Below are 24,045 nucleotides of genomic sequence, written 5' to 3'. Positions count from 1 at the left end.
TAAATCATTAGAAATGAAGAAAGAAAGGATATTATGGCTGAAGAAAGAGTAGAACCAAAACCAATTGATCTTGGTGAATATAAATTTGGTTTCCATGACGATGTAGAGCCTGTCCTATCGACAGGAAAAGGATTGAACGAAGATGTCATTCGCGAATTATCAGCTGCTAAGGGAGAACCTGAGTGGATGTTAGAATTTCGTTTGAAGTCTTATGAAACCTTCAAAAAAATGCCCATGCAAACATGGGGAGCAGATTTGTCAGAGATTGACTTTGATGACTTGATCTACTACCAAAAACCATCTGATAAACCAGCTCGTTCTTGGGATGAAGTTCCTGAAAAAATCAAAGAAACCTTTGAACGTATCGGAATTCCAGAAGCTGAACGTGCTTATCTAGCAGGGGCCTCTGCCCAGTACGAGTCAGAAGTAGTTTATCATAACATGAAGGAAGAATTTGAGAAGTTAGGAATTATCTTTACAGATACGGATTCTGCCCTCAAGGAATACCCAGACTTGTTTAAACAATACTTTGCGAAGTTGGTACCACCGACTGATAACAAGTTGGCAGCCCTTAACTCAGCAGTATGGTCTGGTGGAACCTTTATCTATGTACCAAAAGGGGTCAAGGTAGACATTCCTCTTCAAACTTACTTCCGTATCAACAATGAAAATACTGGTCAGTTTGAACGTACCTTGATTATCGTTGATGAGGGAGCAAGTGTACACTATGTAGAAGGATGTACAGCACCGACTTATTCAAGTAATAGTTTGCACGCAGCCATTGTAGAAATCTTCGCTTTGGATGGAGCTTACATGCGCTATACAACCATCCAAAACTGGTCTGATAACGTCTATAACTTGGTTACAAAACGTGCTAAAGCTTTGAAAGATGCGACTGTTGAGTGGATTGATGGGAACTTGGGTGCCAAAACAACCATGAAATACCCATCTGTTTACCTTGATGGACAAGGAGCGCGTGGAACCATGCTCTCTATCGCCTTTGCCAATGCAGGGCAACACCAAGACACAGGGGCTAAGATGATCCACAACGCTCCACATACAAGCTCGTCTATCGTGTCAAAATCCATCGCTAAAGGCGGAGGAAAGGTGGACTACCGTGGACAAGTAACCTTTAACAAGAACTCTAAGAAATCTGTTTCTCACATCGAGTGTGATACCATTATCATGGATGACTTATCAGCTTCAGATACCATTCCATTTAATGAAATCCACAACTCGCAAGTTGCTTTGGAACACGAAGCCAAGGTATCCAAGATTTCAGAGGAACAACTCTACTACCTCATGAGCCGTGGTTTGTCAGAATCTGAGGCAACCGAGATGATTGTCATGGGATTTGTGGAGCCCTTCACTAAAGAACTTCCAATGGAATACGCCGTTGAGCTGAATCGCTTGATTAGCTATGAAATGGAAGGGTCTGTTGGGTAAGAATATGCAAGTTCTGAACAGGAAGTCTTCCTGTTCAGAATTTTTTTCAAAAAATAACCTAATAAATATTCACAAAAATACTTTTATATGGTAAAATAAAACAATTACATTTAGTGGAGAAGAAGAATGAATATTTTTAGAACAAAGGATGTTAGTCTGAGACAGACAGAAATGCATCGCCATTTGAAATTGTGGGATTTGATTCTTCTAGGGATTGGTGCCATGGTGGGGACGGGGATTTTCACCATTACAGGAACAGCAGCGGCTACCTTAGCTGGTCCATCACTAGTGATTTCCATTGTGATTTCTGCCCTGTGTGTTTCTCTATCAGCCCTCTTTTTCGCAGAATTTGCCTCTCGTGTGCCTGCAACTGGTGGTGCTTATAGTTACCTCTATGCGATTTTAGGAGAATTTCCAGCCTGGATTGCTGGCTGGCTGACCATCATGGAATTCATGACGGCTGTTTCAGGTGTTGCGTCTGGCTGGGCAGCTTACTTTAAGGGATTGCTCAGTAATTATGGTATCTCCATGCCCCAAGCCTTGAATGGAACCTTTAACCCTGAACAAGGAACCTATATCTATCTTCTGCCTATTTTAGTACTGACACTGGTAACAGGATTGGTTTTATTAAATTCTAAGGCAGCTTTGAGATTTAATTCGCTTTTAGTGGTCTTGAAATTCTCAGCTCTCGCCTTATTTATCCTAGTTGGTATTTGGTACATCAAGCCAGAAAATTGGACGAATTTTGCTCCCTTTGGTTTTGGTCAACTATATGGTGGAAGTACTGGGATTATGGCGGGTGCATCTTTGATGTTCTTTGGATTTCTCGGATTTGAGTCTATTTCCATGGCAGTTGATGAAATTCAAAGTCCGCAAAAAAATATTCCTCGCGGAATTGTGCTTTCTCTAACAATCGTCACCATTCTCTATGCTTTGGTAACCTTAGTATTGACAGGGATTGTTCACTACAGTAAGCTCAATGTGGACGATGCAGTAGCATTTTCATTACGGAGTATAGGTATCGGCTGGGCGGCCAATTATGTTTCGCTTGTAGCCATTCTAACCCTGATAACCGTATGTATCTCTATGACTTATGCTTTGTCTCGGATGATTTATAGCTTAGCGCGTGATGGACTTTTACCTCAAAGTTTCAAACAATTAAGCAAGACCAGTCGCGTTCCTAAAAATGCGACCCTCTTAACAGGAGTTGCTTCAGCCATTGCTGCAGGAGTGTTTCCTCTAGCCAGTATTGCAGCCTTCTTAAATATCTGTACGTTAGCTTATCTGATTTTGCTAGCCTACGGAATAATAAAACTCAGAAAGGATAAGGGGATGCCAAAAGAAGGAGAGTTCAAAACTCCTTTAGTGCCACTTTTGCCAATTCTTTCCATTCTTATCTGTGTTTCCTTTATGCTTCAATATAGTTTAGATACCTGGATTGCCTTTGGCATTGCTCTTGTAGTTGGTCTAGTCATTTACTTTACTTACGGGTTCCGCCATTCAACCCTCGCAGAAGAAGAATAAAAGCTGGGAATTCCCAGCTTTTTTAATCTTTCACATAAGTAAATCCTTCACCCAGAATTTCATGAGCCTCAGTGATGGTGATAAAGGCTTGAGGATCAATTTTGTGAATCATATCTTTCATTTTAACGATTTCGTTTCGACCGACGATACAGTAGATAATTTTTAAATCCTTTTTGCTGTAGTAGCCTTGACCAGATATAAAGGTAACGCCACGTCCGAGTTCATCGTTAATCTCTTTGGCCAATTGATCAGGATATTGGGTAATAATCATAAATCCTTTACCAGCATAACCTCCTTCGCCTATAAAGTCGATAACACGAGCGATGATAAAGTCAAATAAGAGGGTATAGGTAACTAGACGAAGGTCCTGGAAGATGATCAAAATCAACATTAGGATAAAAAAGTCAATCCCAAAGAGCAATTTTCCAATCGAAATATTGGTGTACTTGTTGAGGATACGGGCAACGATATCAGAGCCACCAGTGGTTCCACCAGCATTAAAGATAATTCCTAAACCAACCCCCAGTAAGACTCCTGAGACTAAAGCGACAATGATGAGGTCACCTTGCAAGTCGATATGCAAAGGAATGCGCTCAAAGATTGCTAGCCAAACGGAAAGTGAAATAGATCCTAGAAGGCTGGAGTAGAGGGTCTTAGGTCCAAATATCTTCCAAGCCAGGATAAATAAAGGGATATTAATCAAGAGGTTCATCAATGAGACAGGAATCTTAAAAAGATAGTAGGTAATCAAGGTAATACCTGTCGCCCCTCCCTCAAATAAATGATAAGGAACAACAAAGTAGGTAAGACCGAAGGCATAGATAGCAGCTCCCAAAATAATGGTAATAATCGGTTGAAGTTTTCGAATCATAGCTGTTCCTCACTTTTCTATAGATAGATTATATCAAAAATTCAGTTCTTTTCATCGAATCACTTATGATTTTTTATCATTTTTTTGATATAATAAAAGAGAGAATCCCAATCCTATCGAGAAGAATAGAAAGATTGAATTATGACACAAGTAAAAATTGTAACGGACTCTTCTGTTACTATCGAACCAGAAGTAGTTAAAGAATTAAATATCACTGTTGTCCCTCTATCAGTTATGATTGATAGTGTGCTTTATTCGGATGCAGATTTGAAAGAGGGAGAATTCCTTCATCTTATGCAACAAAGTAAGAATCTGCCTAAAACAAGCCAGCCCCCTGTGGGAGTGTTTGCTGAGGTCTTTGAAGAACTAAGTAAAGACGGCAGTCAAATTATCGCCATTCACATGTCCCATGCCTTGTCTGGAACTGTGGAAGCTGCTCGCCAAGGGGCAAGTCTTTCAACTGCTGATATAACGGTTATTGATAGTTCCTTTACAGATCAAGCATTGAAGTTCCAAGTTGTTGAAGCTGCAAAACTTGCTAAAGAAGGTAAAGACTTAGAAGCAATCTTAGCTCATGTAGAGGATGTAAAAAATCATACAGAACTTTATATCGGTGTTTCGACGCTAGAAAACTTAGTTAAGGGTGGTCGTATTGGACGTGTCACTGGATTACTAAGCTCACTCTTGAATATTCGTGTAGTAATGCAGATGAAAAACCACGAACTCCAACCAATCGTCAAAGGACGTGGAGCGAAAACTTTCAAAAAGTGGCTTGAGGAATTAACCGATACTCTTTCTCAAAAATCAGTTGCAGAGATTGGGATTTCCTACGCTGGAACGAACGAATGGGCGAATGAGATGAAGGTATTATTGCAACCTTATGTTGAAAAGCCAATCTCTGTATTGGAAACTGGCTCTATTATTCAAACTCATACTGGAGAGAATGCTTGGGCAATTCTAATTCGCTACAATTCCTAAAAAAATAGAGAAAAAATAGTCAAAATAGCGTTTTTGACTTGACCTATAGCCGATTTTAGGATATGATTATATTTGTTAATTAGAAATTATTTGGAGGATTTGTTAACATGGCAAACAAACAAGATTTGATCGCTAAAGTAGCAGAAGCTACAGAATTGACTAAGAAAGATTCTGCAGCAGCAGTTGACGCTGTATTTGCTGCAGTAACTGAATACCTTGCAGCTGGTGAAAAAGTTCAATTGATCGGTTTCGGTAACTTTGAAGTTCGTGAGCGTGCTGCACGTAAAGGTCGCAACCCACAAACTGGTAAAGAAATCAAAATCGCAGCTTCTAAAGTTCCAGCATTCAAAGCTGGTAAAGCTCTTAAAGACGCTGTTAAATAATAAATTTTCAAAAAGCCTGTTGTATCAAGCATTTAAGCTTGTGTGACAGGCTTTTTTTGTTGATTTGGGGCATTTTTGGGGCAAGAACTAATACTTTTCCATCACATCTGCCACGGTTGATTTCATTTGTTTTGTGATGTGAGTATATATTTGAGTGGTTGTTTTAGCATCTGAGTGGCCGACACGATCCATAATAGCCTTGAGCGGGACATTGTTTTCAGCAAGTCGACTTACAAGCGTGTGACGGAATATGTGGCTAGTAAGATTTTTTTGGATTGGTGTTTCAAGTCTTTCATTGGCTTTCTTTAGAGCTAGGTTAAAAGAGTTTGTTTGCAAAGGTACTCCATTTTTTGTTGTGAAGATGAACCCCATATCTTTATAGCGAGGGTTGGTATTCTTTTCTAGTTCATTCATGAATTCCATCTCTTCTAAAATTTCTTTTTCCCGAGTGGTCATGACGGTTTCACGATAGGATGCCAGAGTTTTTGGAGATGTTTTTTCTCCTTTTTGATATCCGTCCGTGTGGTCGTAGGTTCCATGGAGCTGCAGGGTGTTGGATTCATAATCAACATTATGTGGTTCAATCCCTACAGCTTCACCGATGCGACAACCATTTAAACTCATGAATTCAGAGAGCAATCCGATTCGATAGGTGCTTGGCCTACGATACAACTCTTTCAGCAGCAGTTTGATTTCATCTTCTTCAAGATATTTCTGATCTACCTTTTTCCAATCTTCTAATGTTTTTTGGATTCTTGGTAGCTTAGCTCTCCTAGCTGGGTTGTCCTTGATGACGCCAAGGCCAACAGCATAATCGAAAGCAAGATTTAGCATAGACTTATTCCGTTCTTTTTTACTCCTGGAGCATTCAAGTTTATCTAGATAATTTTGAACATACTTTGGATCAATCTTAGATACTTTTATACCCACTCCGAAATCATCTTTTATCTCTTTGATATTCCCGCATAAGGAAGCAATAGAAGAACGTTTTATCTCTTGTTGATAGAATGACCACCACTGGTCGAAAAGCTCCGTAAACAGCATTTCGGAGCTTTCTAGGTGGCTTAGAACATTTGCTATCTTTATTTCAAGTTGCTTCTGAGCTTCTTTTCGAATACGAGGAGTATCTTTTTCCATAAGAACTGAAACTCTAGCCCATTTCTCGGTGTAAGGATTTTTATACCTCTCAATAAAATTTACTTTTCCGTTTTTATGTTGTTCTACCCACATTGTTTTTTCTCCTATATTTTGTTAAAATGGGTATAGTAAAGAGGGCTTTTTAATGCCTTTTACTATACAGGATATCCTCACACTCAGAAGTTTGCCGACCGAGAGTGTGGGGATTTTTTTATTTTTACGAATTATGAACGATAACGTCCAATGCTCCCATGATTCGCTGAGCGTTCTCGACTGCTTGCTTGTATTCTTTCGAAGAGTTCTTTACAGGCTTTCTAATCAAATCAATGAATACAACTGGTTTATTGAAGTCATTTGAAGTTACACGAAGAGTCATGTTCAAAATTTTAGAGGTTGATTTTCGTTTGGATACGATACCGCCTGCAACTGCTCCAATAGGTCCGAACATAGCGCCTGCAACCAAAGCTTGTCCAACACCACCCGAAACAACAGTCTGATTGTTTACAATCAATTCATACGATACTAAATCCTCGAATGAATACCATCCAGTATTATTTTTATCTTTTTTAATTAAAGATGGAATCAAAGACAAACCGCCTGTCCCAAGCGCTAAGGTAGTTTTTCCAACAACTTTAGCAGTTCCACCAATCAGACCTGATGAGCCTTTTGCTTTGCGAGCTCCATTTATGCGATAAGTGCGATGGTGTCTGTCAATTTCAAGTGGCCCGACTTTGTCCGTTTTTCTACTTACAGCAGCAGGAGACGGAGAAGCTGGCCTTTTGACTGGCTGAGGTTGTTCAGTTGGTTCTTGGTTAGCGATGGAAAAACCGCAATTTGGGCAGAACTTGTAGCCCTCTACGGGATTGCCACATTCAGGACAAAATTTCATATTGACCTCCAAAAAAGTAACTATTTATTAAGCTTTTATACTCTTCCTTAACCATAACCTCATCAGCTATGGTTTTTAAATTGTAGTATTCCATAAATTTTAAATAATTAAAATCAGACGGATCGTCTAATTCCGCCAAGGCATCTACCAATAGATGATGGATCATATTCCTATCAGCTTCGTTTTCACAGCGTAGACGAGCGTTCTGGTACTCTGAGCGTGTGTGATCCTTGTGACCAAGTTCGTGTAGGGCTACTTGTTTTTGATCTTGCTCTGATAGATTGATATCAATAGCAAGAAGCTTCAATGTTGGATTGAAGAATCCTGGACTATGCCAGCCTGTTCCATCAAAGTAGCATAGGTTCACACCCTCCTGGGCGCAAAGCTCTCTTACAGTCATAAATGCACCTCTATTTATTTTTTAAGTGTGCCTCCAAGACCGCTGTAATAAAATCTATATCTTCTTCAGAAAGTGGCTTACCATCGAATAACATAGATTGTGCAGCAATGTCTCTGAGGTCTAATGGTGCAGAAGCATCACCGTTGCTTGCAATAGTCGGATTATCTGTACGACCAAGCAAGTAGTCAGTCGAAACATTAAAGTAGTCGGCGATTTCTTGTAGGCGGTCAGAGTTTGGGGTTTTCGTTTTTAAGGTATAGAAATAATTGGTACTATAACCTAGACTTTCTTCTAACTTTGCTAAAGAAATCCCTCTACTTTTTGCTAATTCTTTAATTTTTTCTAGCGTCGAAAACATTGACATATCAACCTTTCTAAGACGTCACAAAAAATATTCTAAAAAATCTAGAAAAAAGTATTGACATAATCTAGAAAAAAGTATAGAATAGTTTTTGTAAGTAAGTTACAACTAAAAAAACAACTAAGAAAATAAATTATAAAAATGTTTTGGCGAACGGTATTTATAGATTTATTAGTGTTTTTATTATGCTTTCATTTTAGACTTTATTATAGAGTTTGTCAAGTAATAACACAGGAAAAGTTTAATTTTTAGTTGTTTCTTATTTACAAAAAAACTTCAGAAAGGAAAAAATATGACAGACAGAGAGCTATTCGAGTTACCAGAAGATTACGTAGAATCGACTGGACTTGACAAGATTACATTTGAAGTACCTTTTGAATTGTTCACAAAAATTCTGAAAGGATACGGACATAAGTTGGCATGGGAAGATTACCGTCAAATAAAAATCCACCCAAGCACTAGAACAAAAAAGACGGTTGGACAGTGTCAGTTTTTGTTCAGTATTTGGATGAATGATCATTTGAAGCCAGCGATTAAGCCTTCAAAAGAGATGCAGAAAGAACCTGAGCGTAAGACAAAGAAACAGAAACATCTTCGTAAGTTAGCACAAAATCTTCTTCATCGCATGAAGGGCTGAAATCGCCAATATATGCACCTTGTTCTGTTTTGCAGATTAGAAGAGTGTCCTCTTCGTTTGTAACTGCATTTAGATAAGGTGCCAAATCAGACTTAGTCATAAGTCATCCTCCTTTCTGCTTATATTATAGCAAAAAGGAGAGAAGAAATAGAAAGGAGAAATATATGCCAGATATCGCAAACGGTCGTGAAAAGGTTAATGCTTTCTTGAAAGAGAAAGGAATCAAAAAAGCAACTCTAGCGGTTGCTTATGGCTTTAAACGACAGGAAGTGACAAACATTCTTAGTGGAACGACTAAAGGACCACGAGCGAACAGTTTTATTCTTCAGGTTATTGAAGATTATGGGATTGAGTAGAAGGAGTAGAATGGACAAATTAAAAATAAGACAAGATGGTATTTATTTAAACAATCAGAAATTAAAAGGTGTTCAAGCAATCAAAACAAAAAGCACGGTTGAAAGCCACCATGCTACTGTCTACTTAAAATTTATTGCCAAGCTGATTTGACTAGAAAGGAATACTATGAGACCAAACCGATATCCGTATAGCGGAAAAAAAGGCCATACCTTAATAAAGGCAGACCCTGAGTTAGTTGAAAAAATTTTAAGAAACACTAGTTATCTTGAGAGTTTACTAGCAACCAAATTGTAAGGAGTAGAAATGGAAACATTAATCATTTCAGCATTAACGTCTTTTATCGTTTCGACAACCATAATGCATTACCACATTTATAAAGTAAATAAACTGTACAAAAAATATATGGATTTTGAAAAATCGAGTGTAGAGGAATTTGCTGAAGACATCATAAGCAAACTTCCAAAAAATTCTTCCCTAGAGGAGTGATAGAAAAGAACGACTCCAAAATCAAGAGTCAAGGGGGATTTAGTTATACAAATGTATGACGATCCGTTACCGTTTTAGAAAAAAATGGGGGGGAGTGAAAAAAGATAATGGTATTTGTTTTGACGATTTTGACAAATATGCTAATAACTTTTATTTTCTTAAATCTTTATAGTCGCTATTTAGCCAAGGAACTAAAGAAAATTGAAGACAGAGTTCTTGTTTATCTTCGATTAAAAACTATGTTACAAAAAGATTCTCCGAGTTCGGTCAAAGAGTAGTGAGAATGTTCAAATACGACTTCTTCGTCGTCTGATAAATTGGGTAATAAATCATTTAGATTGTTTGGAAAAGTGTTTGTGAAAGTATTTATGATATTCGTGAAGTGTGGGTGTACTAATTGTGTTTTCCTATGAAAATTTACTAAATTTGAGCTTTCAAGTAATGATAAATCTAACATTTTTTGATTATCTGAATAATTATCAAATAATAAAAAACCTTGCCCTAAATTTCTTGAAGAATAGTCAGATTTATTTTCTATCATCAAACTAACTAGAGGAACGACAGATCCTTTATTGAAGTAGATATCTCTTAATAACCTTGCTTCTGCAGCTGTCATATCAGCAATGATTGAACTATATTTAGGGATTATGCCGGAATTAGTTCGACAATCGATAGTAGAAGTAATTAGTTTTGTAAACATATTACGAATTTCTTCATTGTTTAACTGATACCTGGAATCTTCAATTGCTTTTAGTACCAGTCCGATTTTTGAATCATCGTGGAACTCTTCTGGTACATTTTTTACAGAATATTGTATTTCTTGCTTAAAATGTTCTAAATCTGATTCGCGCTGAATGTTAAATTTTCTCACTGGATCTAATGCAAGATGGAAGATTCCATCCAGTAGAGTTTTACTAGCCTCTCCGATAGATGTGGCGATAGGTTTAGCAAGAGCATCTCCTGTTTCGTGAGAAATTGGGAGAGAAACAAAATGTGGATCATTTGGGTCGATAATATTCATAGGATCTCCTGGTCATTTTATAAAGTTATTTTATCGGACAATCGTAATTATATTATATTCTTAAAAACAATGCTTGTCAATATATTGTATAAACAAGGGATTTAATCTAAAACCAGCGCAATATATAGTGCGATAGCATATATAAGCACAAAAAGTAAAAAATAAAACTAGATAAGGAGAAAAAGGCTATGATTTGGGAAAAAATATCTGAAAAACTTTCAGAACGAAATTGGACAGTTTATAAACTTTGTTTAAAAGCTGGTGTTGGTACAGCTGGAATCTATCGTTTAAGAGATGGAGAAGTGAAAGATTTGTATTTTGACACAGTTAAGAAAATTGCTGATGCACTGGAAGTCAGTATAGATGAATTAAGATAACAAAAAAGCACCTAACGAAAAGTCAGGCGCTTACCAAAAAAACTAACTAAATTATATCACAGAAAGAGAGGAAAATCCATGCCTAAAGCAGAAATTACTTATAAACCTGTGGACGTCAACGAAAAGGCCACACATGGCGACTACAAACACCTCTGTCAAATGTGGGAGGGGCTGACCCTTGCTACTGCGAAAGTTTGGGCTACTGAGATGCGAGATCATCCAGACTTCAAACAGTTTATTGATAACCCGACGCACAAGATTGTCTTTATAAATTACGAAGGATTTCGATTATTCGTTAAATGGAAAAGCAGAAATCGTTATCGATCTAAAAAAGAAACTTTGGCAGAAATGCTTGAGAATATCAAGCGAGAAAAACAATTTGGAGCCTAAACATGAACCTACTAACAAGAATAAAAAACTATTTTTCGGAAGAGGTCGAAGAAACCAATCTCGATTGGAAAGTACTCGCTCTGGACTTTAACCAAGCGTTAATTGAAACACAAGAAAAACTACAAGAAGCGAATCAAGAAATTTACGACCTGAAGCAGGAGATTGCTGCTTCCAAGTACAAAGAAAATTTTGATATCAAGGCTAGACTGAAGGGAGAAATGTAGATGTACATTATATCGATTTATGTCAAGAATACTGAAACTGGAAATGAGGATTTCAGTTTGATTGGAAAGGACTTTTTGCCAATCGGAGAGCAAGATTATTCGGCTACTGTTTTCGAGACGAAAGAAGAAGCTATTGCTTATTTGAAATCAGCTTCATACGAAGCTGCGGGAGTTTATGGCAATGACTGGGAATTCCAAGACAAGACTTCTTCTGGAGTGGAATCCCGCTGTCGAATTTGGAAAGTTGGCGAATGAATAAAATAATTGAAATTTTAAAGGAGAAACAGAATGTTTGAACCGTCTTTAACAAGCCAATTATTGGGAATTGGCGCACTACTAATCGGATTTCTCGGAGCAGGAATCCACGTTCACAATCGAGAAGAGAGAATGTTGAAGGAAAAGGAAGCGCAGCTGCTACGTGATGCAGACATCATTCGAGCGAGTCAAGAAGCTTTTTCGAAAGGTCGTGAAGCCGAACGCAGAGTAATTCGCGAGAACATCCGCAAACCATTTCCAGGCTTCACATTTGACAACGAGCGACCAGAAGGATTGAAACCTGAATTGCTCGCACTACCACATCCGAAGGGGTGATTGAATGTATATCTGGAAGTGTGGGTGTAGAGATTGTGGAAATACATTTGAATACATTGATAGTTACCCAATCATTGAATGCCCTAAATGTGGGAGCGATGATTTGAAAAATGAATTTAAAGGAAGGGCGTATGACTAATGGATTTACACCATAAAGGAAAGTCGTTTCTAAGAGCAGAAGTGACTGAGGAACAAAAAGAATTTGTAAAATTACTAGCTGATATCAAAGGAATTCCAACTCAAGAATTACTTGGACAAGTTGTTGCAAATTTTGTTAATAACAATAGACAACTAATTGATAAATACCAAAATGATTTTAAAGCGTTGATTGAAGATGTAAGTTCAAATGTGAATATGAATATTTAAGGAGAAGAAACATGACTCAAGCGGAACGAATTAGGGAATATTATAGAGACCACCCTACTGCCTCATATGATGAAGTAGCTGAGGTTGTCGGTACAACAAATAGCAATGTGAGGGCAAATTTAGCTAAAGACATCAAGGCAGGAAAATGTATCCGCTTGGAAGATAAGTCTTTAGATTACTCACCTTACTTTAGTAAAACAGAAGAACTCATTGAACTAGTTGATTGGAAGAATGATACCAGGCGTGAGTGGGTGGAAATGCTGACTCGTGCAGCAGAAAAAGAAACAGATAGCAACGTTATGCGATTGCTAATTAAGGAAGCTAATAAATTGATGAAAGAGGTGACGAAATAATGCCAACACTTTACGAATTGACAGGAACTTTCAAAAGAATCAATGACATGGAAGGATTAGATGAAGAAACAAAAACTGACACTTTAGAATCAATTGATTGGACTGAGCAGTTTGAAGAGAAAGTTGAAAACACAGTCAAGGTAATCAAGAACAAAGAAGCAGATAAGAAATTACTCAAGGAAGAGATTGACCGTTTAACAGCAAGATATAAGTCACTTGACAACGATATCACTTGGCTTAAAACTGGCTTACAGGGAGCTTTTGAAATCACTGGACGCGACAAGGTCAAGGGGTTGCTATTTACCGTTTATTTGGCAAAAAATCAACCATCTGTAGTTATTGATGAGGATTTGCTACCAAAGAAATATTTTGTAATTGCAAAAAAACCTGACAAAAACGCTATCAAGGAATTGCTGAATGCAGGTAAGAAAGTCAAGGGTGCTACCTTGCAAGAAAGTAGAAGTTTGAGGATTAAATAATGGGAACTTTATTCGACCAAAAACCACGGGTGGAAAATATAGATTTCCCAGGGGAACGAATTGTATTGCATGCTCGTAATCTATGTGAAGTGTATAGTTTTTTAACTTTTGAACAAGCTTTACAATGCATCGAACTAGATTTTAAAATCGACAATTATGATGTAATGGATGAACAACTGGCAGGGTTCGGAGAATTGCTAGGAAGGTATATGGATACGATAAATGACTAAAATTCTAGCGATTGATCCGTCATCTAACAAAATTGAAACTTCAACAACAGGAATTGTCTTACTCGACAATGCGAGGTTAGTCGATAGCTGGGTAGTAGAATATGGCATGAAGGGATTTGCTAAGTGGTTTCATGATATTGGAAAAACACTTGATTTTGATGTAGTGGTTGTTGAAGAATTTAGAACCAGAGATAACGATAGATCAAAAGACAATAGTGTGTTAGAAACTATTGCTTATATCCAGTTGTGTTATCCAGATGCCATTCTTCAATATAACGGTGGCTATAAGTCAGATATTCCAAACGACCTTTTAAAAATCTTAGGTTTATGGAAATTTGAAAAAAGTCACCACCAGGACGTACGAGCAGCAGCAAGACTTGGATTATTCTGGGCAATGAGGAATGATATTGAAGAAGTAATTAAAGATATCGGAAAGAAAGTTTTGGAGGTATAAAATTTGACGAATATTATTTTAAGAAAATGGCAAAAGGAGGCAGTGTCCCGAAGTTCAAGATTAACCAATGGAATTTTTCTTGAAGCTTTGGGAGGTTAAGGTAGAGGTAAAACTATTTGTGCGCTTGCCATCGCTAAACATAAAAATGCTAAGAAAATCATCATCACCAACAACAGACTAGCAATTCTGAACGGTTGGATAGATGCAGTCAAGTTTATGAATTTTGACAAAGATGTTGAGATTATCATTCAAACGGATAGATATCTTCAAAATCAAGTCAAAAAGGGGCATAAATTAGCCTGTGACGTGCTGATAGTAGATGAATGGCAGAATATGTCGTCTGACAAACAAGTGGCATTATATCGCAAAATAAAGCGTAAATACACGATAGGTCTTTCAGCGACACCAATCAGGAAAAAAGGTCAAAACTTCTACCCACTTGAAAAAACAATTTTTGGATGGGCAACACCTAACAATAAGTTTGATTGGCAAAAGACTCATGGGAAAATGGTCTATGATCCATTCAGTTATTCAAAAGAGAAGTGGGAAGACTTTAGAGATTATGAAAGTTATGTCTCAAATCTACCAAATTTCTTTAGGTGGGAAGAAATCGAAGAAATTGAAAATGCAGTTGAGAATAACGGTTTTGAGATTAAGTTTTACCAAAAGAAAGTTGAACCTGGCAATCCAGAAAAGCTTGCTGAGTTTAGGAAGTTAAACCTAGTCACAGTAAATGGCAAGACTGCTATGGCTAAACAATCTTTTGGAAGGAGCGCCTTCGAACGCTACCTCAACCAAACTGGTGTAGATGTTGATTTTCCAAAGTTGAAACCAGTCAACAAAGACACACCGTTATTGCTAGAGCTTGATGGAATAATTGAACGAGCACCACACGATATGCTGATTGTTAGCAAGTCTAAACAGATTGTGAATGTTATTCGTGAAAGACATCCAAACATTGGGATATGGACTGGAGACAACAAAGATGGTTTAGATAATCAAATAGTGGTCGCTACCAGTCAAGTTTTAGGTGTTGGAGTGGATGGCCTACAACACAAATACCAAACCATCGTTGTACTAGATCCAGTCGAAGAAGGTTCTGGAGAATACGATGACTATCGACAGTTGCTTTGGCGCATAACAGGAAGTCGCCAGCAGCATGATGTAAATGTAATTGAATTTTATTACAAAGGAGAAATGAAGTGAGAATTAAAAAAATTATTAGTCAACATCGCAGAGATTTTACTGCAGATTATGAATGCGAGCATTGCGGCAACGTTGAAAGAATGAGTGGATATGACGATGCTAACTTTCATCACAATGTAATTCCAAATATGGTTTGCAAAAAATGTGGCAAAGTTGCTGATAAAAATTATCGTCCATTAGCTACAAAATATCCAGAAGGTTATCAAATTTAAGGAGAAGTAAATGTTTAAATTACCAGAAAATAAACCACAAATTCCAAAAGACACCCCTCGCAACTATTTCATCTACGGTGAAACCATGAGTGGTAAATCTTACCTCGCAAATGAATTTCCAAACCCTATCGTACTAAATACGGATGGAAATGCAGAAGCTAACAGCGTACCAAGTATTCAACTATTGAATGAAAAAGACACCTCTGGGCGAATTACCAATTCAGTTATCAAACAGTTAGGTGAAATCCTACTGGCCCTTCAAACACAAAAACATTCTTATGAAACAGTTGTAGTCGATGTAATCGATGATGTCATTGAAATGATTAAGATTGCAGTTTGTGACGAATTGACCCCAGCTGGAAAACCTCGTTTGAAATCCTTGTCAGAAATTCCATACGGTAAAGGTTATGATTTCTTCAATCAAGCAATTACAGAATTAGTGATTGATCTTAAAGCCTTACCAATGAATGTTATCTATATCAGTCGTCAAATTTCTGAATATGATGATAATGGGAATGCTACGAAAGACAAACCAAGCTTGAAAGATAAGTATGTGAACCTTATCAACGGAAATTCTGACCTGATGATCCATACCGAAAAGATTGGAAGTAACTATAATCGTGAAGTTGACCGTAAGCGTAAAAGCTACTATGCTGACCAGGTTGATGATAAGAAAATCTTGAAAATCTTAACAACAATCCGTGGTGCATTGACACCTGCTAAAACTAAAAAGGTTGAAAAAACCGAAACAACTGAAACAACAAACAACGAACCGACTGCAGCAGTAAAAAAGAAAGAAGATGCAGCAGTTAAAGAACTATTTTAAGAATTAAAGGAGAAATAAAATGAGTTTATTAGATATCGCAAAATCAATCAAAAAAGAAGGCTTTGACCCACGTAAAGACAGCGCAAACGGACCTGCACCAATCCCTGCTGGAACTTATCCAGTTATCTTGAAAAAAGCAACTTTCAATATCGCTGAAAGTGGTTGGGAAAGTTTAGCTTATCAATTTGAAATTCGTGGTGGTGATTATGACGGTCGTTCTGAATACGTTACATTCGGAACATTGACCGAATGGAACGGTAAAAAATTGGATTGGGCAGTACAACGTACAATGAAATTCTTTATCAAGGCTTTGGTTCTTTCTGGTGACAATATGCAAGGTGACGAAGAAGATGGTAAAGCTTTGGAAGAAGCGCTACAACGTAAAGCAGTTGGTTCTTACTACAACCTAGTGATCACTGAAACAGAAAGTAAAGGTAAAATTTACCGCAACTACGACCTTGAAGAAGACACAATGCCAACAACGGCAGGACTTGATATTTCAGACGATGATTTGCCATTCTAATAATTAAGGAGTTAAGATATGCCATCTATGAAAGACTATGCCTTGCAGTATCAAAATCTAGGATTTTCAGTCATTCCAATCAATCCGAAAAATAAGATGCCATTGATTGAATTTGCTGATAAACCTGCCATGACTGCAAGTGAAATCGAATCCTTTTGGGATGGCTTTCCTAATGCCAATATTGCTTTAAAAACAACCAACTTCTTTGTTATTGATATTGATAAACATGGTAAGTCAAACGGTTTTGAGTCTCTCAAAAAATGGGAACATTTAAATTTAATTGAACCAACTCTACAAGCCAAAACTGCTAATGGTGGTAAGCATCTATTCTATTTCAAAAGAGATGATGAACCTATCACACAAATGATTGGGTTCTTACCAGGTGTTGATATCAAAGCCCACGAAAATAACTATGTGTTAGTCGCACCCTCTGCCACAGACAAAGGCCAATATGAGTGGGATTTAAAAAAATCAAAAGAAGGTGGAACAATTGTAACACCTTCCAGGGATTTAATCAGAGCCATAAAAAAAGCGTATGGCAAGACACACGGTTATCGGTATGACGGCACAGACGGATTGAGAGACTTAGCTAGACGGTCTTACACACGAGATCGTACACAGACAACCGACCTTTTCGAGACCATCGTTGTTGGTTTTGGTGATGAAGGTGGGCGAAATGATAAACTAGCAAGTTTTGTCGGTGGTCTATTATATCGAGCAGTAGATGATGAAGTAGTTGTTCAATTGGCAAGACTAGCAAATGCAAATAGTCAAAATCCTTTGCCTGAAAAGGAAATGATGCGTACTGTTGAAAGTATGATTAAGAAAGATAGGAGGTGAGTACGATTGGTGATGTAGTAAGTATAAATTCACAAGATAAGATGATTTTAAATGATAAAGGTGCAATTAAGGCCAACAGTCCGATGAATGTGCTGGCATCATTTAAAGCCGATGACCAGTTAAGTCTCTATCTGAAACACAATGAATTCTCTCAAGAACATGAATTACTAAAGGATATCAAAATAGGAAATACCTTCTTTAAAAAAGGCGAATTACCGTCTAACTTTGACTCGGTTGTAAAAGTTTATTTTGAAAGTGTCTTAGGGGTTGCTTATACAAACCAAGCGTTGCTGGATGGCATGGAAACCTTCTTTTCTGAAAGGTCGTACAATCCAGTTAGTGCATATATGGAACGTGCAGCAGAAAACTGGGATGGTCGTGAGCGTATTAACCAAATGCTGCAAGTCTATCTCGGTGCTGATAATAACCCTTTGGTTTCTAAAATAGCTAAAATGTGGTTAGTCGGTGCAGTCGCTAAAGTGTATGATCCATTTGTTAAATTTGACTACGTACTGGATTTGGTCGGTGGTCAAGGTGTTGGGAAAACCTCACTTCTTCAAAAACTGGGTGGTGCTTGGTATACCGATGCTGTGACAGATTTTGCGAACAAAGATAATTATGACATCATGCTCAAATCTTTGATTGTAAATGACGATGAAATGGTTGCTAGTAACCGAATGAGTTTCGCTGAAACGAAAGCTTTTATCTCAAAAACTAGCTTACGTTTTCGCAAACCTTACATGAAGCGTACCGAAGAATTTGCTAAAAACTTTGTACTCGCACGCACAACAAATCAGAAAGAATACCTAAAAGATAAAACGGGCGAACGTCGATTCTTGCCTGTGCTCGCAAATATCGAAAAGCAAAAGAAACATCCTATGGAAATCGAACCTGAAACAATCGAGCAAATTTGGGGCGAGGCTGTCACAATCTATCGTGCTGGTGCTGATTTGATGTTTGATAAGAAAACTGAAGAAGAACTAGAAGTTTATCGCGAGACGTTCATGTATCGTGATGAAGTGGAATTGCAAGTGCTTGAATACTTAGAAATGCCTATTCCCGATAATTGGTCAAGTTGGTCAATTCAACAGCAACATCAGTATACAAGTAAGTATTTTGATAACAGCAATGAATTTGAACCTGGCAAAAACAAATTGACAAACGTTTCAACAAGAGAAATGATGTATAACTTGTTCATGAGAAATTCAAATGATAAGAAACTCTCAACTAAAATCAACATGATCATGGACAATCATCCTGAATGGCAAAAGGGACAATTTCGAATTGGCGGAAAAAATACAAAAGGTTTTAAGAGAATTATACAAAAATAGATCGGTTGCATTTTAAAGTTCTATCGGTTGCATCGGTTGCATCTAGAGAGAAGAACGGTTGCATGCAACCGATATGCAACCGATAAATCAAAAGAACGGTTGCACCCTTAAACCCTTGATAACACTGACTTTTTTATACTATTTTTATATAATGCAACCGATGCAACCTATATTTTATAAAAAGTATATTTAATAATAGTATATAAAGAGAAAGCCTATTAAATAAGGATTCTTAAATTTTATTTTTTGAATTTTGTTTTCTATCGGTTGCACGGTTGCATTAAAATTGTTTTGTAAAAAATGGAGAAAAAATGAATAATCAATTAAAAGTAGAAGTACAATGTCCATTTTCTGGAGCGTGTTATAAAAGGCATGCTAGAGAAGGTTCTAAATCGATTCGATGTAGATTTTGTGGAATGTCTATATTTTTAAGAAAGACTTGGAAAAACAATTTAGACAGAATCGCTGATGAACCATTCAATCAAAATGAATATGTAAAGGATTTGAATGAGGTGTTTGAATGAGCATCAAGAAACAAATGATTGAAGCATTGAAACACTCAATCAAAAAGACGGAAGCTGATATTATCGAATACTCAAAGCCTTGTGAGAAGGCAGTCGCACAGAATAGGACAGCGCACCGAGAGTATTTGAAAAAGCAGTTGAAAAAAATGAAAAAACAGTTGAAGGAGTTGGAAGATGAATGTACAAAGATTGATTGAACGCTATGAAAAATTTAAAGATAGCAAGAAGAAATTGACCTCGATTGATTTGGTTTTGAAAGACTTACGGTCTTTAGACGAACCAGAACCGTTGCCATTCAAATTAAAAGATGTTGTTGGTCGAATTAGAGGGTTTGATCCAACAACCCAAACAAGATGGCTAAATGACATCCTCAAAGAACTAGGTGATGACTACGGTTCAATGAAATATCGTAAGGGATACGAGAAAGGCAAACTTGAGGGAGCATGGGTTGGTATTCAATTGAAAGATGCTGATAAGATTCGACAAGAATTGAATAAAGTCAAAGTCCCGCAGTTTGTGGCTGATTGGTATGAAGAGAATAAGGATGTTTTTGAAGCGAATTTGTATCGATGTGCCTATAACATTCCATCGGTTTTTGATGGCGCTAAACTTAATGAGTTTGAAAGGTGGTTTCTAACCGCTGGCACAAAACCATTTCAAACCCTAGTTAATATGCACCAATTCGGCTACGAGGTCGAGAAAGAGAAGCGATATAAAATTGAAGTAAAAGGAGTTTCTGAAAATAGCGTCTTAATTCACGACAAAACAGAAGAATGTTGGTTTTTTGAAGATGATAACAACGAAGACACGATATATGTATACCACACCCGCAAAGAACTAGAAGAAGCCAACTTCGGATGGGTTTTCGATTGTCCAGGGATTGAGATCGAGGAGGTGGAGTGATGATACAAACACTTGAAGAAGGAATGAAGAATCAAAGTAAGCGCATAAAAATCCCAAGGGAAATCAGACCGTTTGATGTGGGTTATCGAATAGTAAATAAACACGGTCAAGCGCTTGCCTTAAAAAACGGAGCAAGTATATTCGCTTTACCTTCTCTAGCGGAAAAAGCTATAAAGAAAGAGTTTGAGAAAAATGATCCAGACTTTGATATCGAAAAACATTTCGTCGAAGAGGTCGCTATTGTCAATTTAAGTAAATTTCATAGTTATTTTGAGGAGGAAACAGAATGAAACGGTTCATAGCTATCTGGATTCTTCTGTCTGCTGGATTGAACATCTGGCAGATGGATAAAATCCGGAATCTAGAAGAAAAAAAGCCGCTAGTTATCTATAAAGCTGATAATCAAGGCGCTGAGATAATCGGTCGTGTTGTCGGAAAAGGACAATTCGGAAAGCTATATACAATCACAATTCGTGATTACGGTGTGTTCGTGGTTACGAAGGAAGTGTATGAGAAAGTGAAAGTTGGGGATGAGGTGAGGATTTGAACACACTAGAAAACGTAAAACAATGGTTTATTGACCGTGACCTTGAAAACGGTGGACGGTTAGACAAGCAGTCTTTGAAGCTCAGTGAGGAATTTGGAGAGCTATGTGCTGGATATCTCAAGAAGAATGAGAAGCTGACCAAGGATAGCATTGGAGATTGCGCAGTCGTGATTGTTGGTCTGGTCTTGCTGATTAAAGAGGATGTGCAGGAGATTTTTGAGGAATCAGGTTTCATCGAAAATGAAGATGTGATGGAATATTTTAAATGGCTGAGTACTAACATTAGCGAGTTTCAATTGTATCAAAATCAAAAGGGTGAAAATTTCTGTCGATACAATCTAGTAAAATCAATCTGCTATTTAAAATCAATCAGCAATGCGCTTGGATATGATTTTGATGAATGTTTTGAACTAGCATACCAGGAAATCAAAGACCGCAAGGGTCGCTGGATTGACGGAAGTTTCGTGAAAGAGGAGGATTTGTTAGATGATTCCAATATTTAGAGCGTGGGATGTATTAGCAGAAGAAATGATTAACGAAATACTGATGATTTCATTTGTCAGAAAGGAAATCATAGGGAAATTTAGCGATGGTTCTACATCAGTTCCGTTAAAATTTGAAGATGAGCGAAATGGAGAAGATGTTATCCTCATGCAGTCAACAGGATTGTTTGACAAAAACGGCAAGGAGGTTTTTGTCGGAGATATTATTAAATGTACAAGAGGATGCCCTCACGAAGTCTATATAGAAAAGGAATATGCTGGTACATTTATTGGGGGAATGCCGGCAGTATATCTAAAAGTATTGAATGTTGGATATGCGTGGACTGGTGCTGAGGAAATCATTGGCAATATCTACGAAAGCCCAGAGCTTTTGGAGGGAAAAGAATGAAACCAGAAAAAATTGACAATGTAAACAAACCAAGCCATTATCAAGGCTCAAAAGGTCTTGAAAGTATTGAAGTGATTGACAACTTCATTGGCAATCTGCCAGGTAAGGCAGCATGGTGCTGGGGTAATGCTATCAAGTATCTATTGCGTTTCCAAAAGAAAAATGGTCTTGAAGACTTGAAGAAGGCGCGCAAGAACCTTGATTGGTTGATTGAGGAGATGGAACATGGGCAGGAACAATCGAGAATACGCTCTTTATGATGGTGAAACATTCATCACTTGCGGGACGATTAAGCAAATCTGTCAAGAGACTGGATTGAAAAAAGGAACCTTGTCATTTTACAAATCGCAAAAGTACAGAGACAGACTTAAAAATCCAAACGAAGGAATGATTTTAATTGAAATCGAGGAGGATGAATGACGATAAATATCAAGCAACGATTGAAAGCATTACAGTACATTGATATCAAAGCGAAGTCAAAGCATCAAGAAATTATCAGCTTGAAGTCAGGTATTTTGAGAGGGCAACAGTTTGACAACATGCCGAAATCAAAAAGCAACACGAACCACTCTGAAGAGTTTAATATCTCGATTATTGACAAAACAGAACAGCTCTATCAAGAAATTAAAGTTTTATATAAAGAACGTGATGAGTTAGTTCAAGCAATCGAATCACTAGACGATCCGGTAGAAAATATCGTGATGAGGTTGTTTTTCATTGATGGGCTGACATGGAATGAAGTCGAAGCTAAGCTAAAATATAGCCGAGGAGCTATTCAAAAAATCAGAAAGTCTGCCTTTGAAAACTTATCTAAAAAATGTGAACGAAGTGAACTAAAGTGAAACTTTAAAGTGATATTATTGTATTGTCAGCAAGTACGGTAAAACGAACTGATGGCTCCTTTAATAATTTTTTTGTAACGGTATCAGGGACGAGCCAGTGATTTCCTCTTAGTCTTTTTTTGGTTCAATCCTTGATGCCGTTATTTTAGGCTTTTAGTGTAGCGGTAACACAACAGTCTCCAAAACTGTTATCGTAGGTTCGATTCCTGCAAAGTCTGTGAGAGGTCTTCATTAAGTCACACAATCGTGTGGCTTTTTGTGTTGTAAAAAAAGAGCTAACGAGAGTAGCTCTTAAACTTGAAGTTTTGATTCAAGGGCCTCAGTGAGAACCTGAGAAAAATTGAGTTTCTTTTCTTCTGCAAGGTTATTCAACCATTCAGGGATAGTCACATTCTTACGAATTTTTTTGGAGTGATACTTACGTAGATAGGCGTTCATATCAATGCTGATCAAAGCGACTTCTGCGTCTGGGTTGTCAGCCTGGACTTGAGAAGTAGAACTTGCTTGAGGATATTCTTGATAGTCTTCAAGAACTAATCCAAGGACTTCAATAGCCATTTGATAGGCCTCGTTCAAATCTTTTCCTTGCGTGATGGCTTCAGGGATATCTGGGAAAGTAACAGTGATGGCTGTATCGCCATGTTTAAAAATAGCAGGGTAGAGTAACATCGTATATTCCTTTCTAATGTTCAGGGGAGGTAAAGCAAGTCAAGAGACAAGCAGATTATTTCAAACCTGCTTGTTTCAAGATGGCATCTTCAGTACCTTTATCTAGGTCTTTGTTGTGCATTGGAACAGTCGTTTGATGTCCTTTGTCGTCTCGCATTTTTATATGACTTCCGCGTTGAGACACTTTGTGAAAACCGTTCTTCTTTAACAACTTAACCATTTGTTTAGGTGTTATCGGCATTTGCTTTACCTCACTTTCTATACTTATATTATACACAAAATAAAAATAGATGTCAAGAGAAAATGTGTATAAAATACACATTTTTTAGAAAGGGAATGATGAAACCACAAAAACTTACGATTTTAAATGGCAGAAGAAGCTCAGTGGATTTCGATAAACGCAACGAAGAATATGCTGAGTACAATCGTACTCGTTGGAAGTATGATAGAGAGGTTAAACAATTCTATAACTCGTCGGTTTGGAAGAGAACAAGTCAACAAGTATTGCTTGAAGCAAATTATATTTGTGCGATGTGCGGAGATGAAGCTACCATGACTGACCATATTATAAGTGTCAAACAAGATTGGTCAAGAAGATTAGATCGAAGTAATCTTCAAGCAAGTTGTAAGAAATGTAATGATAAAAAAGCAATTAAAGAGAAGTATTCTTATTGATTGCGCAGTAATAAATAGAAATAGATATCAAAAATCGAATAAAACAGAATACAAAAGGGTGAATTGGTCGGGAATACGATGTAAAATGTACGGAAACACCCC

General features: G+C 37.4%; 43 protein-coding genes and 1 tRNA gene. 35 read left to right on the top strand and 9 right to left on the bottom strand.

Annotated features, from left to right (window positions below; all coding sequences use genetic code 11):
* Positions 1 to 33 precede the first annotated feature (33 nt).
* Positions 34 to 1,446: a Fe-S cluster assembly protein SufB gene (gene sufB, locus ACLV7H_RS06240; RefSeq protein WP_411866692.1), complete on the top strand. Its 1,413-nt coding sequence runs from the start codon at positions 34 to 36 to the stop codon at positions 1,444 to 1,446.
* A 126-nt stretch (positions 1,447 to 1,572) separates the two neighbouring features.
* Entirely contained in the window at positions 1,573 to 2,970 is a 1,398-nt protein-coding gene (locus tag ACLV7H_RS06235) for an APC family permease (RefSeq protein ID WP_411866691.1), read from the top strand.
* Positions 2,971 to 2,992: 22 nt separating this feature from the next.
* On the opposite strand, the gene ACLV7H_RS06230 is transcribed toward ACLV7H_RS06235, so the two are convergent.
* The gene (locus tag ACLV7H_RS06230; RefSeq protein WP_125384529.1) at positions 2,993 to 3,841 is read right to left on the bottom strand and encodes a YitT family protein; all 849 of its coding nucleotides are present in this window, start codon (positions 3,839 to 3,841) and stop codon (positions 2,993 to 2,995) included.
* 141 nt (positions 3,842 to 3,982) lie between these two features.
* On the opposite strand from ACLV7H_RS06230, the gene ACLV7H_RS06225 reads away from it, so the two are divergent.
* Together ACLV7H_RS06225 and ACLV7H_RS06220 are read left to right on the top strand one after the other, a co-directional pair.
* Complete coding sequence (locus tag ACLV7H_RS06225; protein ID WP_045591103.1) at positions 3,983 to 4,819, top strand: DegV family protein; 837 nt, start codon at positions 3,983 to 3,985, stop codon at positions 4,817 to 4,819.
* 107 nt (positions 4,820 to 4,926) lie between these two features.
* Positions 4,927 to 5,202: an HU family DNA-binding protein gene (locus ACLV7H_RS06220; RefSeq protein WP_001284636.1), complete on the top strand. Its 276-nt coding sequence runs from the start codon at positions 4,927 to 4,929 to the stop codon at positions 5,200 to 5,202.
* 87 nt (positions 5,203 to 5,289) lie between these two features.
* Here the strand turns inward: ACLV7H_RS06220 and ACLV7H_RS06215 are convergent, their stop codons facing one another.
* The 5 genes from ACLV7H_RS06215 to ACLV7H_RS06195 form a co-directional block, all read right to left on the bottom strand.
* Positions 5,290 to 6,432, bottom strand: a complete 1,143-nt coding sequence (locus ACLV7H_RS06215) for a tyrosine-type recombinase/integrase (RefSeq protein ID WP_411866690.1) — start codon at positions 6,430 to 6,432, stop codon at positions 5,290 to 5,292.
* Between the two features lie 124 nt (positions 6,433 to 6,556).
* Positions 6,557 to 7,228 carry a zinc ribbon domain-containing protein gene (locus tag ACLV7H_RS06210; protein ID WP_411866689.1) on the bottom strand — a complete coding sequence of 224 codons (672 nt, stop codon included), beginning with the start codon at positions 7,226 to 7,228 and terminating at the stop codon, positions 6,557 to 6,559.
* On the bottom strand, positions 7,212 to 7,628 hold the full coding sequence (locus tag ACLV7H_RS06205) for an ImmA/IrrE family metallo-endopeptidase (protein ID WP_411866688.1): 417 nt from the start codon (positions 7,626 to 7,628) through the stop codon (positions 7,212 to 7,214). The genes ACLV7H_RS06210 and ACLV7H_RS06205 overlap by 17 nt, the downstream gene beginning before the upstream one ends.
* Positions 7,629 to 7,638: 10 nt before the next feature.
* A complete protein-coding gene (locus ACLV7H_RS06200) occupies positions 7,639 to 7,986 on the bottom strand; it encodes a helix-turn-helix domain-containing protein (protein ID WP_411867075.1) in 348 nt (115 codons plus the stop codon).
* A gap of 536 nt (positions 7,987 to 8,522) precedes the next feature.
* Positions 8,523 to 8,726: a hypothetical protein gene (locus ACLV7H_RS06195; RefSeq protein WP_411866687.1), complete on the bottom strand. Its 204-nt coding sequence runs from the start codon at positions 8,724 to 8,726 to the stop codon at positions 8,523 to 8,525.
* Positions 8,727 to 8,790: 64 nt separating this feature from the next.
* On the opposite strand from ACLV7H_RS06195, the gene ACLV7H_RS06190 reads away from it, so the two are divergent.
* The 3 genes from ACLV7H_RS06190 (at position 8,791) to ACLV7H_RS06180 (ending at position 9,469) form a co-directional block, all read left to right on the top strand.
* Positions 8,791 to 8,982, top strand: coding sequence for a DNA-binding protein (locus ACLV7H_RS06190; RefSeq protein WP_411866686.1), 192 nt, complete (start codon positions 8,791 to 8,793; stop codon positions 8,980 to 8,982).
* A 10-nt stretch (positions 8,983 to 8,992) separates the two neighbouring features.
* On the top strand, positions 8,993 to 9,133 hold the full coding sequence (locus tag ACLV7H_RS06185) for a hypothetical protein (protein ID WP_411866685.1): 141 nt from the start codon (positions 8,993 to 8,995) through the stop codon (positions 9,131 to 9,133).
* 153 nt (positions 9,134 to 9,286) lie between these two features.
* Positions 9,287 to 9,469, top strand: coding sequence for a DNA-3-methyladenine glycosylase (locus tag ACLV7H_RS06180; protein WP_411866684.1), 183 nt, complete (start codon positions 9,287 to 9,289; stop codon positions 9,467 to 9,469).
* Between the two features lie 220 nt (positions 9,470 to 9,689).
* Here the strand turns inward: ACLV7H_RS06180 and ACLV7H_RS06175 are convergent, their stop codons facing one another.
* Positions 9,690 to 10,490, bottom strand: coding sequence for a DUF4393 domain-containing protein (locus ACLV7H_RS06175; RefSeq protein ID WP_411866683.1), 801 nt, complete (start codon positions 10,488 to 10,490; stop codon positions 9,690 to 9,692).
* Between the two features lie 188 nt (positions 10,491 to 10,678).
* On the opposite strand from ACLV7H_RS06175, the gene ACLV7H_RS06170 reads away from it, so the two are divergent.
* The 27 genes from ACLV7H_RS06170 (at position 10,679) to ACLV7H_RS06040 (ending at position 22,817) form a co-directional block, all read left to right on the top strand.
* Entirely contained in the window at positions 10,679 to 10,867 is a 189-nt protein-coding gene (locus ACLV7H_RS06170; RefSeq protein ID WP_411866682.1) for a helix-turn-helix domain-containing protein, read from the top strand.
* Between the two features lie 78 nt (positions 10,868 to 10,945).
* Positions 10,946 to 11,257: an excisionase gene (locus ACLV7H_RS06165; RefSeq protein ID WP_411866681.1), complete on the top strand. Its 312-nt coding sequence runs from the start codon at positions 10,946 to 10,948 to the stop codon at positions 11,255 to 11,257.
* 2 nt (positions 11,258 to 11,259) lie between these two features.
* A complete protein-coding gene (locus ACLV7H_RS06160) occupies positions 11,260 to 11,481 on the top strand; it encodes a hypothetical protein (RefSeq protein WP_411866680.1) in 222 nt (73 codons plus the stop codon).
* Positions 11,482 to 11,736 (top strand): hypothetical protein, encoded by a 255-nt coding sequence (locus ACLV7H_RS06155; RefSeq protein ID WP_411866679.1) that lies wholly within the window; start codon positions 11,482 to 11,484, stop codon positions 11,734 to 11,736.
* Between the two features lie 33 nt (positions 11,737 to 11,769).
* The gene (locus tag ACLV7H_RS06150) at positions 11,770 to 12,072 is read left to right on the top strand and encodes a hypothetical protein (RefSeq protein ID WP_411866678.1); all 303 of its coding nucleotides are present in this window, start codon (positions 11,770 to 11,772) and stop codon (positions 12,070 to 12,072) included.
* Between the two features lie 138 nt (positions 12,073 to 12,210).
* Positions 12,211 to 12,438 (top strand): hypothetical protein, encoded by a 228-nt coding sequence (locus tag ACLV7H_RS06145; protein WP_411866677.1) that lies wholly within the window; start codon positions 12,211 to 12,213, stop codon positions 12,436 to 12,438.
* 11 nt (positions 12,439 to 12,449) lie between these two features.
* Positions 12,450 to 12,791, top strand: a complete 342-nt coding sequence (locus ACLV7H_RS06140) for a hypothetical protein (protein ID WP_411866676.1) — start codon at positions 12,450 to 12,452, stop codon at positions 12,789 to 12,791.
* Positions 12,791 to 13,270, top strand: coding sequence for a siphovirus Gp157 family protein (locus tag ACLV7H_RS06135; RefSeq protein ID WP_411866675.1), 480 nt, complete (start codon positions 12,791 to 12,793; stop codon positions 13,268 to 13,270). Before ACLV7H_RS06140 ends, ACLV7H_RS06135 begins: the two co-directional genes overlap by 1 nt.
* Positions 13,270 to 13,500, top strand: a complete 231-nt coding sequence (locus ACLV7H_RS06130; RefSeq protein WP_411866674.1) for a hypothetical protein — start codon at positions 13,270 to 13,272, stop codon at positions 13,498 to 13,500. The genes ACLV7H_RS06135 and ACLV7H_RS06130 overlap by 1 nt, the downstream gene beginning before the upstream one ends.
* Positions 13,493 to 13,954, top strand: coding sequence for a hypothetical protein (locus ACLV7H_RS06125; protein WP_411866673.1), 462 nt, complete (start codon positions 13,493 to 13,495; stop codon positions 13,952 to 13,954). The genes ACLV7H_RS06130 and ACLV7H_RS06125 overlap by 8 nt, the downstream gene beginning before the upstream one ends.
* Positions 13,955 to 14,170: 216 nt before the next feature.
* Positions 14,171 to 15,160 carry a type III restriction endonuclease subunit R gene (locus ACLV7H_RS06120; RefSeq protein ID WP_411866672.1) on the top strand — a complete coding sequence of 330 codons (990 nt, stop codon included), beginning with the start codon at positions 14,171 to 14,173 and terminating at the stop codon, positions 15,158 to 15,160.
* Positions 15,157 to 15,372: a hypothetical protein gene (locus ACLV7H_RS06115; RefSeq protein ID WP_411866671.1), complete on the top strand. Its 216-nt coding sequence runs from the start codon at positions 15,157 to 15,159 to the stop codon at positions 15,370 to 15,372. Before ACLV7H_RS06120 ends, ACLV7H_RS06115 begins: the two co-directional genes overlap by 4 nt.
* Before the next feature lie 10 nt (positions 15,373 to 15,382).
* Positions 15,383 to 16,198, top strand: coding sequence for an AAA family ATPase (locus ACLV7H_RS06110; protein ID WP_411866670.1), 816 nt, complete (start codon positions 15,383 to 15,385; stop codon positions 16,196 to 16,198).
* 19 nt (positions 16,199 to 16,217) lie between these two features.
* Complete coding sequence (locus tag ACLV7H_RS06105; protein ID WP_411866669.1) at positions 16,218 to 16,721, top strand: hypothetical protein; 504 nt, start codon at positions 16,218 to 16,220, stop codon at positions 16,719 to 16,721.
* 18 nt (positions 16,722 to 16,739) lie between these two features.
* Positions 16,740 to 17,561, top strand: a complete 822-nt coding sequence (locus ACLV7H_RS06100; RefSeq protein ID WP_411866668.1) for a bifunctional DNA primase/polymerase — start codon at positions 16,740 to 16,742, stop codon at positions 17,559 to 17,561.
* A 41-nt stretch (positions 17,562 to 17,602) separates the two neighbouring features.
* Positions 17,603 to 18,892 (top strand): VapE domain-containing protein, encoded by a 1,290-nt coding sequence (locus ACLV7H_RS06095; protein ID WP_411867074.1) that lies wholly within the window; start codon positions 17,603 to 17,605, stop codon positions 18,890 to 18,892.
* 311 nt (positions 18,893 to 19,203) lie between these two features.
* Positions 19,204 to 19,416 carry a hypothetical protein gene (locus ACLV7H_RS06090; RefSeq protein ID WP_411866667.1) on the top strand — a complete coding sequence of 71 codons (213 nt, stop codon included), beginning with the start codon at positions 19,204 to 19,206 and terminating at the stop codon, positions 19,414 to 19,416.
* Positions 19,413 to 19,613: a hypothetical protein gene (locus ACLV7H_RS06085; RefSeq protein WP_411866666.1), complete on the top strand. Its 201-nt coding sequence runs from the start codon at positions 19,413 to 19,415 to the stop codon at positions 19,611 to 19,613. The genes ACLV7H_RS06090 and ACLV7H_RS06085 overlap by 4 nt, the downstream gene beginning before the upstream one ends.
* Positions 19,591 to 20,319 carry a DUF1642 domain-containing protein gene (locus ACLV7H_RS06080; RefSeq protein ID WP_411866665.1) on the top strand — a complete coding sequence of 243 codons (729 nt, stop codon included), beginning with the start codon at positions 19,591 to 19,593 and terminating at the stop codon, positions 20,317 to 20,319. The genes ACLV7H_RS06085 and ACLV7H_RS06080 overlap by 23 nt, the downstream gene beginning before the upstream one ends.
* Positions 20,319 to 20,609: a hypothetical protein gene (locus ACLV7H_RS06075; protein WP_411866664.1), complete on the top strand. Its 291-nt coding sequence runs from the start codon at positions 20,319 to 20,321 to the stop codon at positions 20,607 to 20,609. Before ACLV7H_RS06080 ends, ACLV7H_RS06075 begins: the two co-directional genes overlap by 1 nt.
* A complete protein-coding gene (locus ACLV7H_RS06070; RefSeq protein ID WP_411866663.1) occupies positions 20,606 to 20,866 on the top strand; it encodes a DUF1372 family protein in 261 nt (86 codons plus the stop codon). The genes ACLV7H_RS06075 and ACLV7H_RS06070 overlap by 4 nt, the downstream gene beginning before the upstream one ends.
* Positions 20,863 to 21,369 carry a MazG-like family protein gene (locus tag ACLV7H_RS06065; protein ID WP_411866662.1) on the top strand — a complete coding sequence of 169 codons (507 nt, stop codon included), beginning with the start codon at positions 20,863 to 20,865 and terminating at the stop codon, positions 21,367 to 21,369. Before ACLV7H_RS06070 ends, ACLV7H_RS06065 begins: the two co-directional genes overlap by 4 nt.
* On the top strand, positions 21,353 to 21,757 hold the full coding sequence (locus tag ACLV7H_RS06060) for a YopX family protein (protein WP_411866661.1): 405 nt from the start codon (positions 21,353 to 21,355) through the stop codon (positions 21,755 to 21,757). Before ACLV7H_RS06065 ends, ACLV7H_RS06060 begins: the two co-directional genes overlap by 17 nt.
* Positions 21,754 to 22,017: a DUF3310 domain-containing protein gene (locus tag ACLV7H_RS06055; protein ID WP_411866660.1), complete on the top strand. Its 264-nt coding sequence runs from the start codon at positions 21,754 to 21,756 to the stop codon at positions 22,015 to 22,017. Before ACLV7H_RS06060 ends, ACLV7H_RS06055 begins: the two co-directional genes overlap by 4 nt.
* Positions 21,983 to 22,177 carry a hypothetical protein gene (locus ACLV7H_RS06050; protein WP_411866659.1) on the top strand — a complete coding sequence of 65 codons (195 nt, stop codon included), beginning with the start codon at positions 21,983 to 21,985 and terminating at the stop codon, positions 22,175 to 22,177. Before ACLV7H_RS06055 ends, ACLV7H_RS06050 begins: the two co-directional genes overlap by 35 nt.
* A complete protein-coding gene (locus tag ACLV7H_RS06045; RefSeq protein WP_411866658.1) occupies positions 22,174 to 22,599 on the top strand; it encodes a DUF1492 domain-containing protein in 426 nt (141 codons plus the stop codon). The genes ACLV7H_RS06050 and ACLV7H_RS06045 overlap by 4 nt, the downstream gene beginning before the upstream one ends.
* Before the next feature lie 147 nt (positions 22,600 to 22,746).
* Positions 22,747 to 22,817 (top strand) — tRNA-Trp (locus ACLV7H_RS06040).
* Positions 22,818 to 22,890: 73 nt separating this feature from the next.
* Here ACLV7H_RS06040 and ACLV7H_RS06035 read toward each other — a convergent pair.
* Together ACLV7H_RS06035 and ACLV7H_RS06030 are read right to left on the bottom strand one after the other, a co-directional pair.
* Positions 22,891 to 23,268, bottom strand: a complete 378-nt coding sequence (locus tag ACLV7H_RS06035) for a type II toxin-antitoxin system HicB family antitoxin (protein ID WP_411866657.1) — start codon at positions 23,266 to 23,268, stop codon at positions 22,891 to 22,893.
* Positions 23,269 to 23,323: 55 nt separating this feature from the next.
* A complete protein-coding gene (locus tag ACLV7H_RS06030; RefSeq protein WP_411866656.1) occupies positions 23,324 to 23,509 on the bottom strand; it encodes a type II toxin-antitoxin system HicA family toxin in 186 nt (61 codons plus the stop codon).
* 98 nt (positions 23,510 to 23,607) lie between these two features.
* On the opposite strand from ACLV7H_RS06030, the gene ACLV7H_RS06025 reads away from it, so the two are divergent.
* On the top strand, positions 23,608 to 23,943 hold the full coding sequence (locus ACLV7H_RS06025) for an HNH endonuclease (RefSeq protein WP_411866655.1): 336 nt from the start codon (positions 23,608 to 23,610) through the stop codon (positions 23,941 to 23,943).
* Positions 23,944 to 24,045 lie beyond the last annotated feature (102 nt).

It is taken from the genome of Streptococcus oralis, assembly GCF_965111685.1.
Classification (GTDB): Bacteria; Bacillota; Bacilli; order Lactobacillales; family Streptococcaceae; genus Streptococcus; species Streptococcus oralis_B.
The sequence above is the reverse complement of the archived record's forward strand: the minus strand, read 5'-3'. Positions and strand labels throughout refer to the sequence as shown.

Coding starts and splice junctions, on each gene's coding strand:
- sufB (WP_411866692.1), top strand. CDS start 34: ATGGCTGAAGAAAGAGTAGAACCAAAACCAATTGATCTTGGTGAATAT.
- ACLV7H_RS06235 (WP_411866691.1), top strand. CDS start 1,573: ATGAATATTTTTAGAACAAAGGATGTTAGTCTGAGACAGACAGAAATG.
- ACLV7H_RS06230 (WP_125384529.1), bottom strand. CDS start 3,841: ATGATTCGAAAACTTCAACCGATTATTACCATTATTTTGGGAGCTGCT.
- ACLV7H_RS06225 (WP_045591103.1), top strand. CDS start 3,983: ATGACACAAGTAAAAATTGTAACGGACTCTTCTGTTACTATCGAACCA.
- ACLV7H_RS06220 (WP_001284636.1), top strand. CDS start 4,927: ATGGCAAACAAACAAGATTTGATCGCTAAAGTAGCAGAAGCTACAGAA.
- ACLV7H_RS06215 (WP_411866690.1), bottom strand. CDS start 6,432: ATGTGGGTAGAACAACATAAAAACGGAAAAGTAAATTTTATTGAGAGG.
- ACLV7H_RS06210 (WP_411866689.1), bottom strand. CDS start 7,228: ATGAAATTTTGTCCTGAATGTGGCAATCCCGTAGAGGGCTACAAGTTC.
- ACLV7H_RS06205 (WP_411866688.1), bottom strand. CDS start 7,628: ATGACTGTAAGAGAGCTTTGCGCCCAGGAGGGTGTGAACCTATGCTAC.
- ACLV7H_RS06200 (WP_411867075.1), bottom strand. CDS start 7,986: ATGTTTTCGACGCTAGAAAAAATTAAAGAATTAGCAAAAAGTAGAGGG.
- ACLV7H_RS06195 (WP_411866687.1), bottom strand. CDS start 8,726: ATGACTAAGTCTGATTTGGCACCTTATCTAAATGCAGTTACAAACGAA.
- ACLV7H_RS06190 (WP_411866686.1), top strand. CDS start 8,791: ATGCCAGATATCGCAAACGGTCGTGAAAAGGTTAATGCTTTCTTGAAA.
- ACLV7H_RS06185 (WP_411866685.1), top strand. CDS start 8,993: ATGGACAAATTAAAAATAAGACAAGATGGTATTTATTTAAACAATCAG.
- ACLV7H_RS06180 (WP_411866684.1), top strand. CDS start 9,287: ATGGAAACATTAATCATTTCAGCATTAACGTCTTTTATCGTTTCGACA.
- ACLV7H_RS06175 (WP_411866683.1), bottom strand. CDS start 10,490: ATGAATATTATCGACCCAAATGATCCACATTTTGTTTCTCTCCCAATT.
- ACLV7H_RS06170 (WP_411866682.1), top strand. CDS start 10,679: ATGATTTGGGAAAAAATATCTGAAAAACTTTCAGAACGAAATTGGACA.
- ACLV7H_RS06165 (WP_411866681.1), top strand. CDS start 10,946: ATGCCTAAAGCAGAAATTACTTATAAACCTGTGGACGTCAACGAAAAG.
- ACLV7H_RS06160 (WP_411866680.1), top strand. CDS start 11,260: ATGAACCTACTAACAAGAATAAAAAACTATTTTTCGGAAGAGGTCGAA.
- ACLV7H_RS06155 (WP_411866679.1), top strand. CDS start 11,482: ATGTACATTATATCGATTTATGTCAAGAATACTGAAACTGGAAATGAG.
- ACLV7H_RS06150 (WP_411866678.1), top strand. CDS start 11,770: ATGTTTGAACCGTCTTTAACAAGCCAATTATTGGGAATTGGCGCACTA.
- ACLV7H_RS06145 (WP_411866677.1), top strand. CDS start 12,211: ATGGATTTACACCATAAAGGAAAGTCGTTTCTAAGAGCAGAAGTGACT.
- ACLV7H_RS06140 (WP_411866676.1), top strand. CDS start 12,450: ATGACTCAAGCGGAACGAATTAGGGAATATTATAGAGACCACCCTACT.
- ACLV7H_RS06135 (WP_411866675.1), top strand. CDS start 12,791: ATGCCAACACTTTACGAATTGACAGGAACTTTCAAAAGAATCAATGAC.
- ACLV7H_RS06130 (WP_411866674.1), top strand. CDS start 13,270: ATGGGAACTTTATTCGACCAAAAACCACGGGTGGAAAATATAGATTTC.
- ACLV7H_RS06125 (WP_411866673.1), top strand. CDS start 13,493: ATGACTAAAATTCTAGCGATTGATCCGTCATCTAACAAAATTGAAACT.
- ACLV7H_RS06120 (WP_411866672.1), top strand. CDS start 14,171: ATGAATTTTGACAAAGATGTTGAGATTATCATTCAAACGGATAGATAT.
- ACLV7H_RS06110 (WP_411866670.1), top strand. CDS start 15,383: ATGTTTAAATTACCAGAAAATAAACCACAAATTCCAAAAGACACCCCT.
- ACLV7H_RS06105 (WP_411866669.1), top strand. CDS start 16,218: ATGAGTTTATTAGATATCGCAAAATCAATCAAAAAAGAAGGCTTTGAC.
- ACLV7H_RS06100 (WP_411866668.1), top strand. CDS start 16,740: ATGCCATCTATGAAAGACTATGCCTTGCAGTATCAAAATCTAGGATTT.
- ACLV7H_RS06095 (WP_411867074.1), top strand. CDS start 17,603: ATGATTTTAAATGATAAAGGTGCAATTAAGGCCAACAGTCCGATGAAT.
- ACLV7H_RS06090 (WP_411866667.1), top strand. CDS start 19,204: ATGAATAATCAATTAAAAGTAGAAGTACAATGTCCATTTTCTGGAGCG.
- ACLV7H_RS06085 (WP_411866666.1), top strand. CDS start 19,413: ATGAGCATCAAGAAACAAATGATTGAAGCATTGAAACACTCAATCAAA.
- ACLV7H_RS06080 (WP_411866665.1), top strand. CDS start 19,591: ATGAATGTACAAAGATTGATTGAACGCTATGAAAAATTTAAAGATAGC.
- ACLV7H_RS06075 (WP_411866664.1), top strand. CDS start 20,319: ATGATACAAACACTTGAAGAAGGAATGAAGAATCAAAGTAAGCGCATA.
- ACLV7H_RS06070 (WP_411866663.1), top strand. CDS start 20,606: ATGAAACGGTTCATAGCTATCTGGATTCTTCTGTCTGCTGGATTGAAC.
- ACLV7H_RS06060 (WP_411866661.1), top strand. CDS start 21,353: ATGATTCCAATATTTAGAGCGTGGGATGTATTAGCAGAAGAAATGATT.
- ACLV7H_RS06055 (WP_411866660.1), top strand. CDS start 21,754: ATGAAACCAGAAAAAATTGACAATGTAAACAAACCAAGCCATTATCAA.
- ACLV7H_RS06050 (WP_411866659.1), top strand. CDS start 21,983: ATGGGCAGGAACAATCGAGAATACGCTCTTTATGATGGTGAAACATTC.
- ACLV7H_RS06045 (WP_411866658.1), top strand. CDS start 22,174: ATGACGATAAATATCAAGCAACGATTGAAAGCATTACAGTACATTGAT.
- ACLV7H_RS06035 (WP_411866657.1), bottom strand. CDS start 23,268: ATGTTACTCTACCCTGCTATTTTTAAACATGGCGATACAGCCATCACT.
- ACLV7H_RS06030 (WP_411866656.1), bottom strand. CDS start 23,509: ATGCCGATAACACCTAAACAAATGGTTAAGTTGTTAAAGAAGAACGGT.
- ACLV7H_RS06025 (WP_411866655.1), top strand. CDS start 23,608: ATGAAACCACAAAAACTTACGATTTTAAATGGCAGAAGAAGCTCAGTG.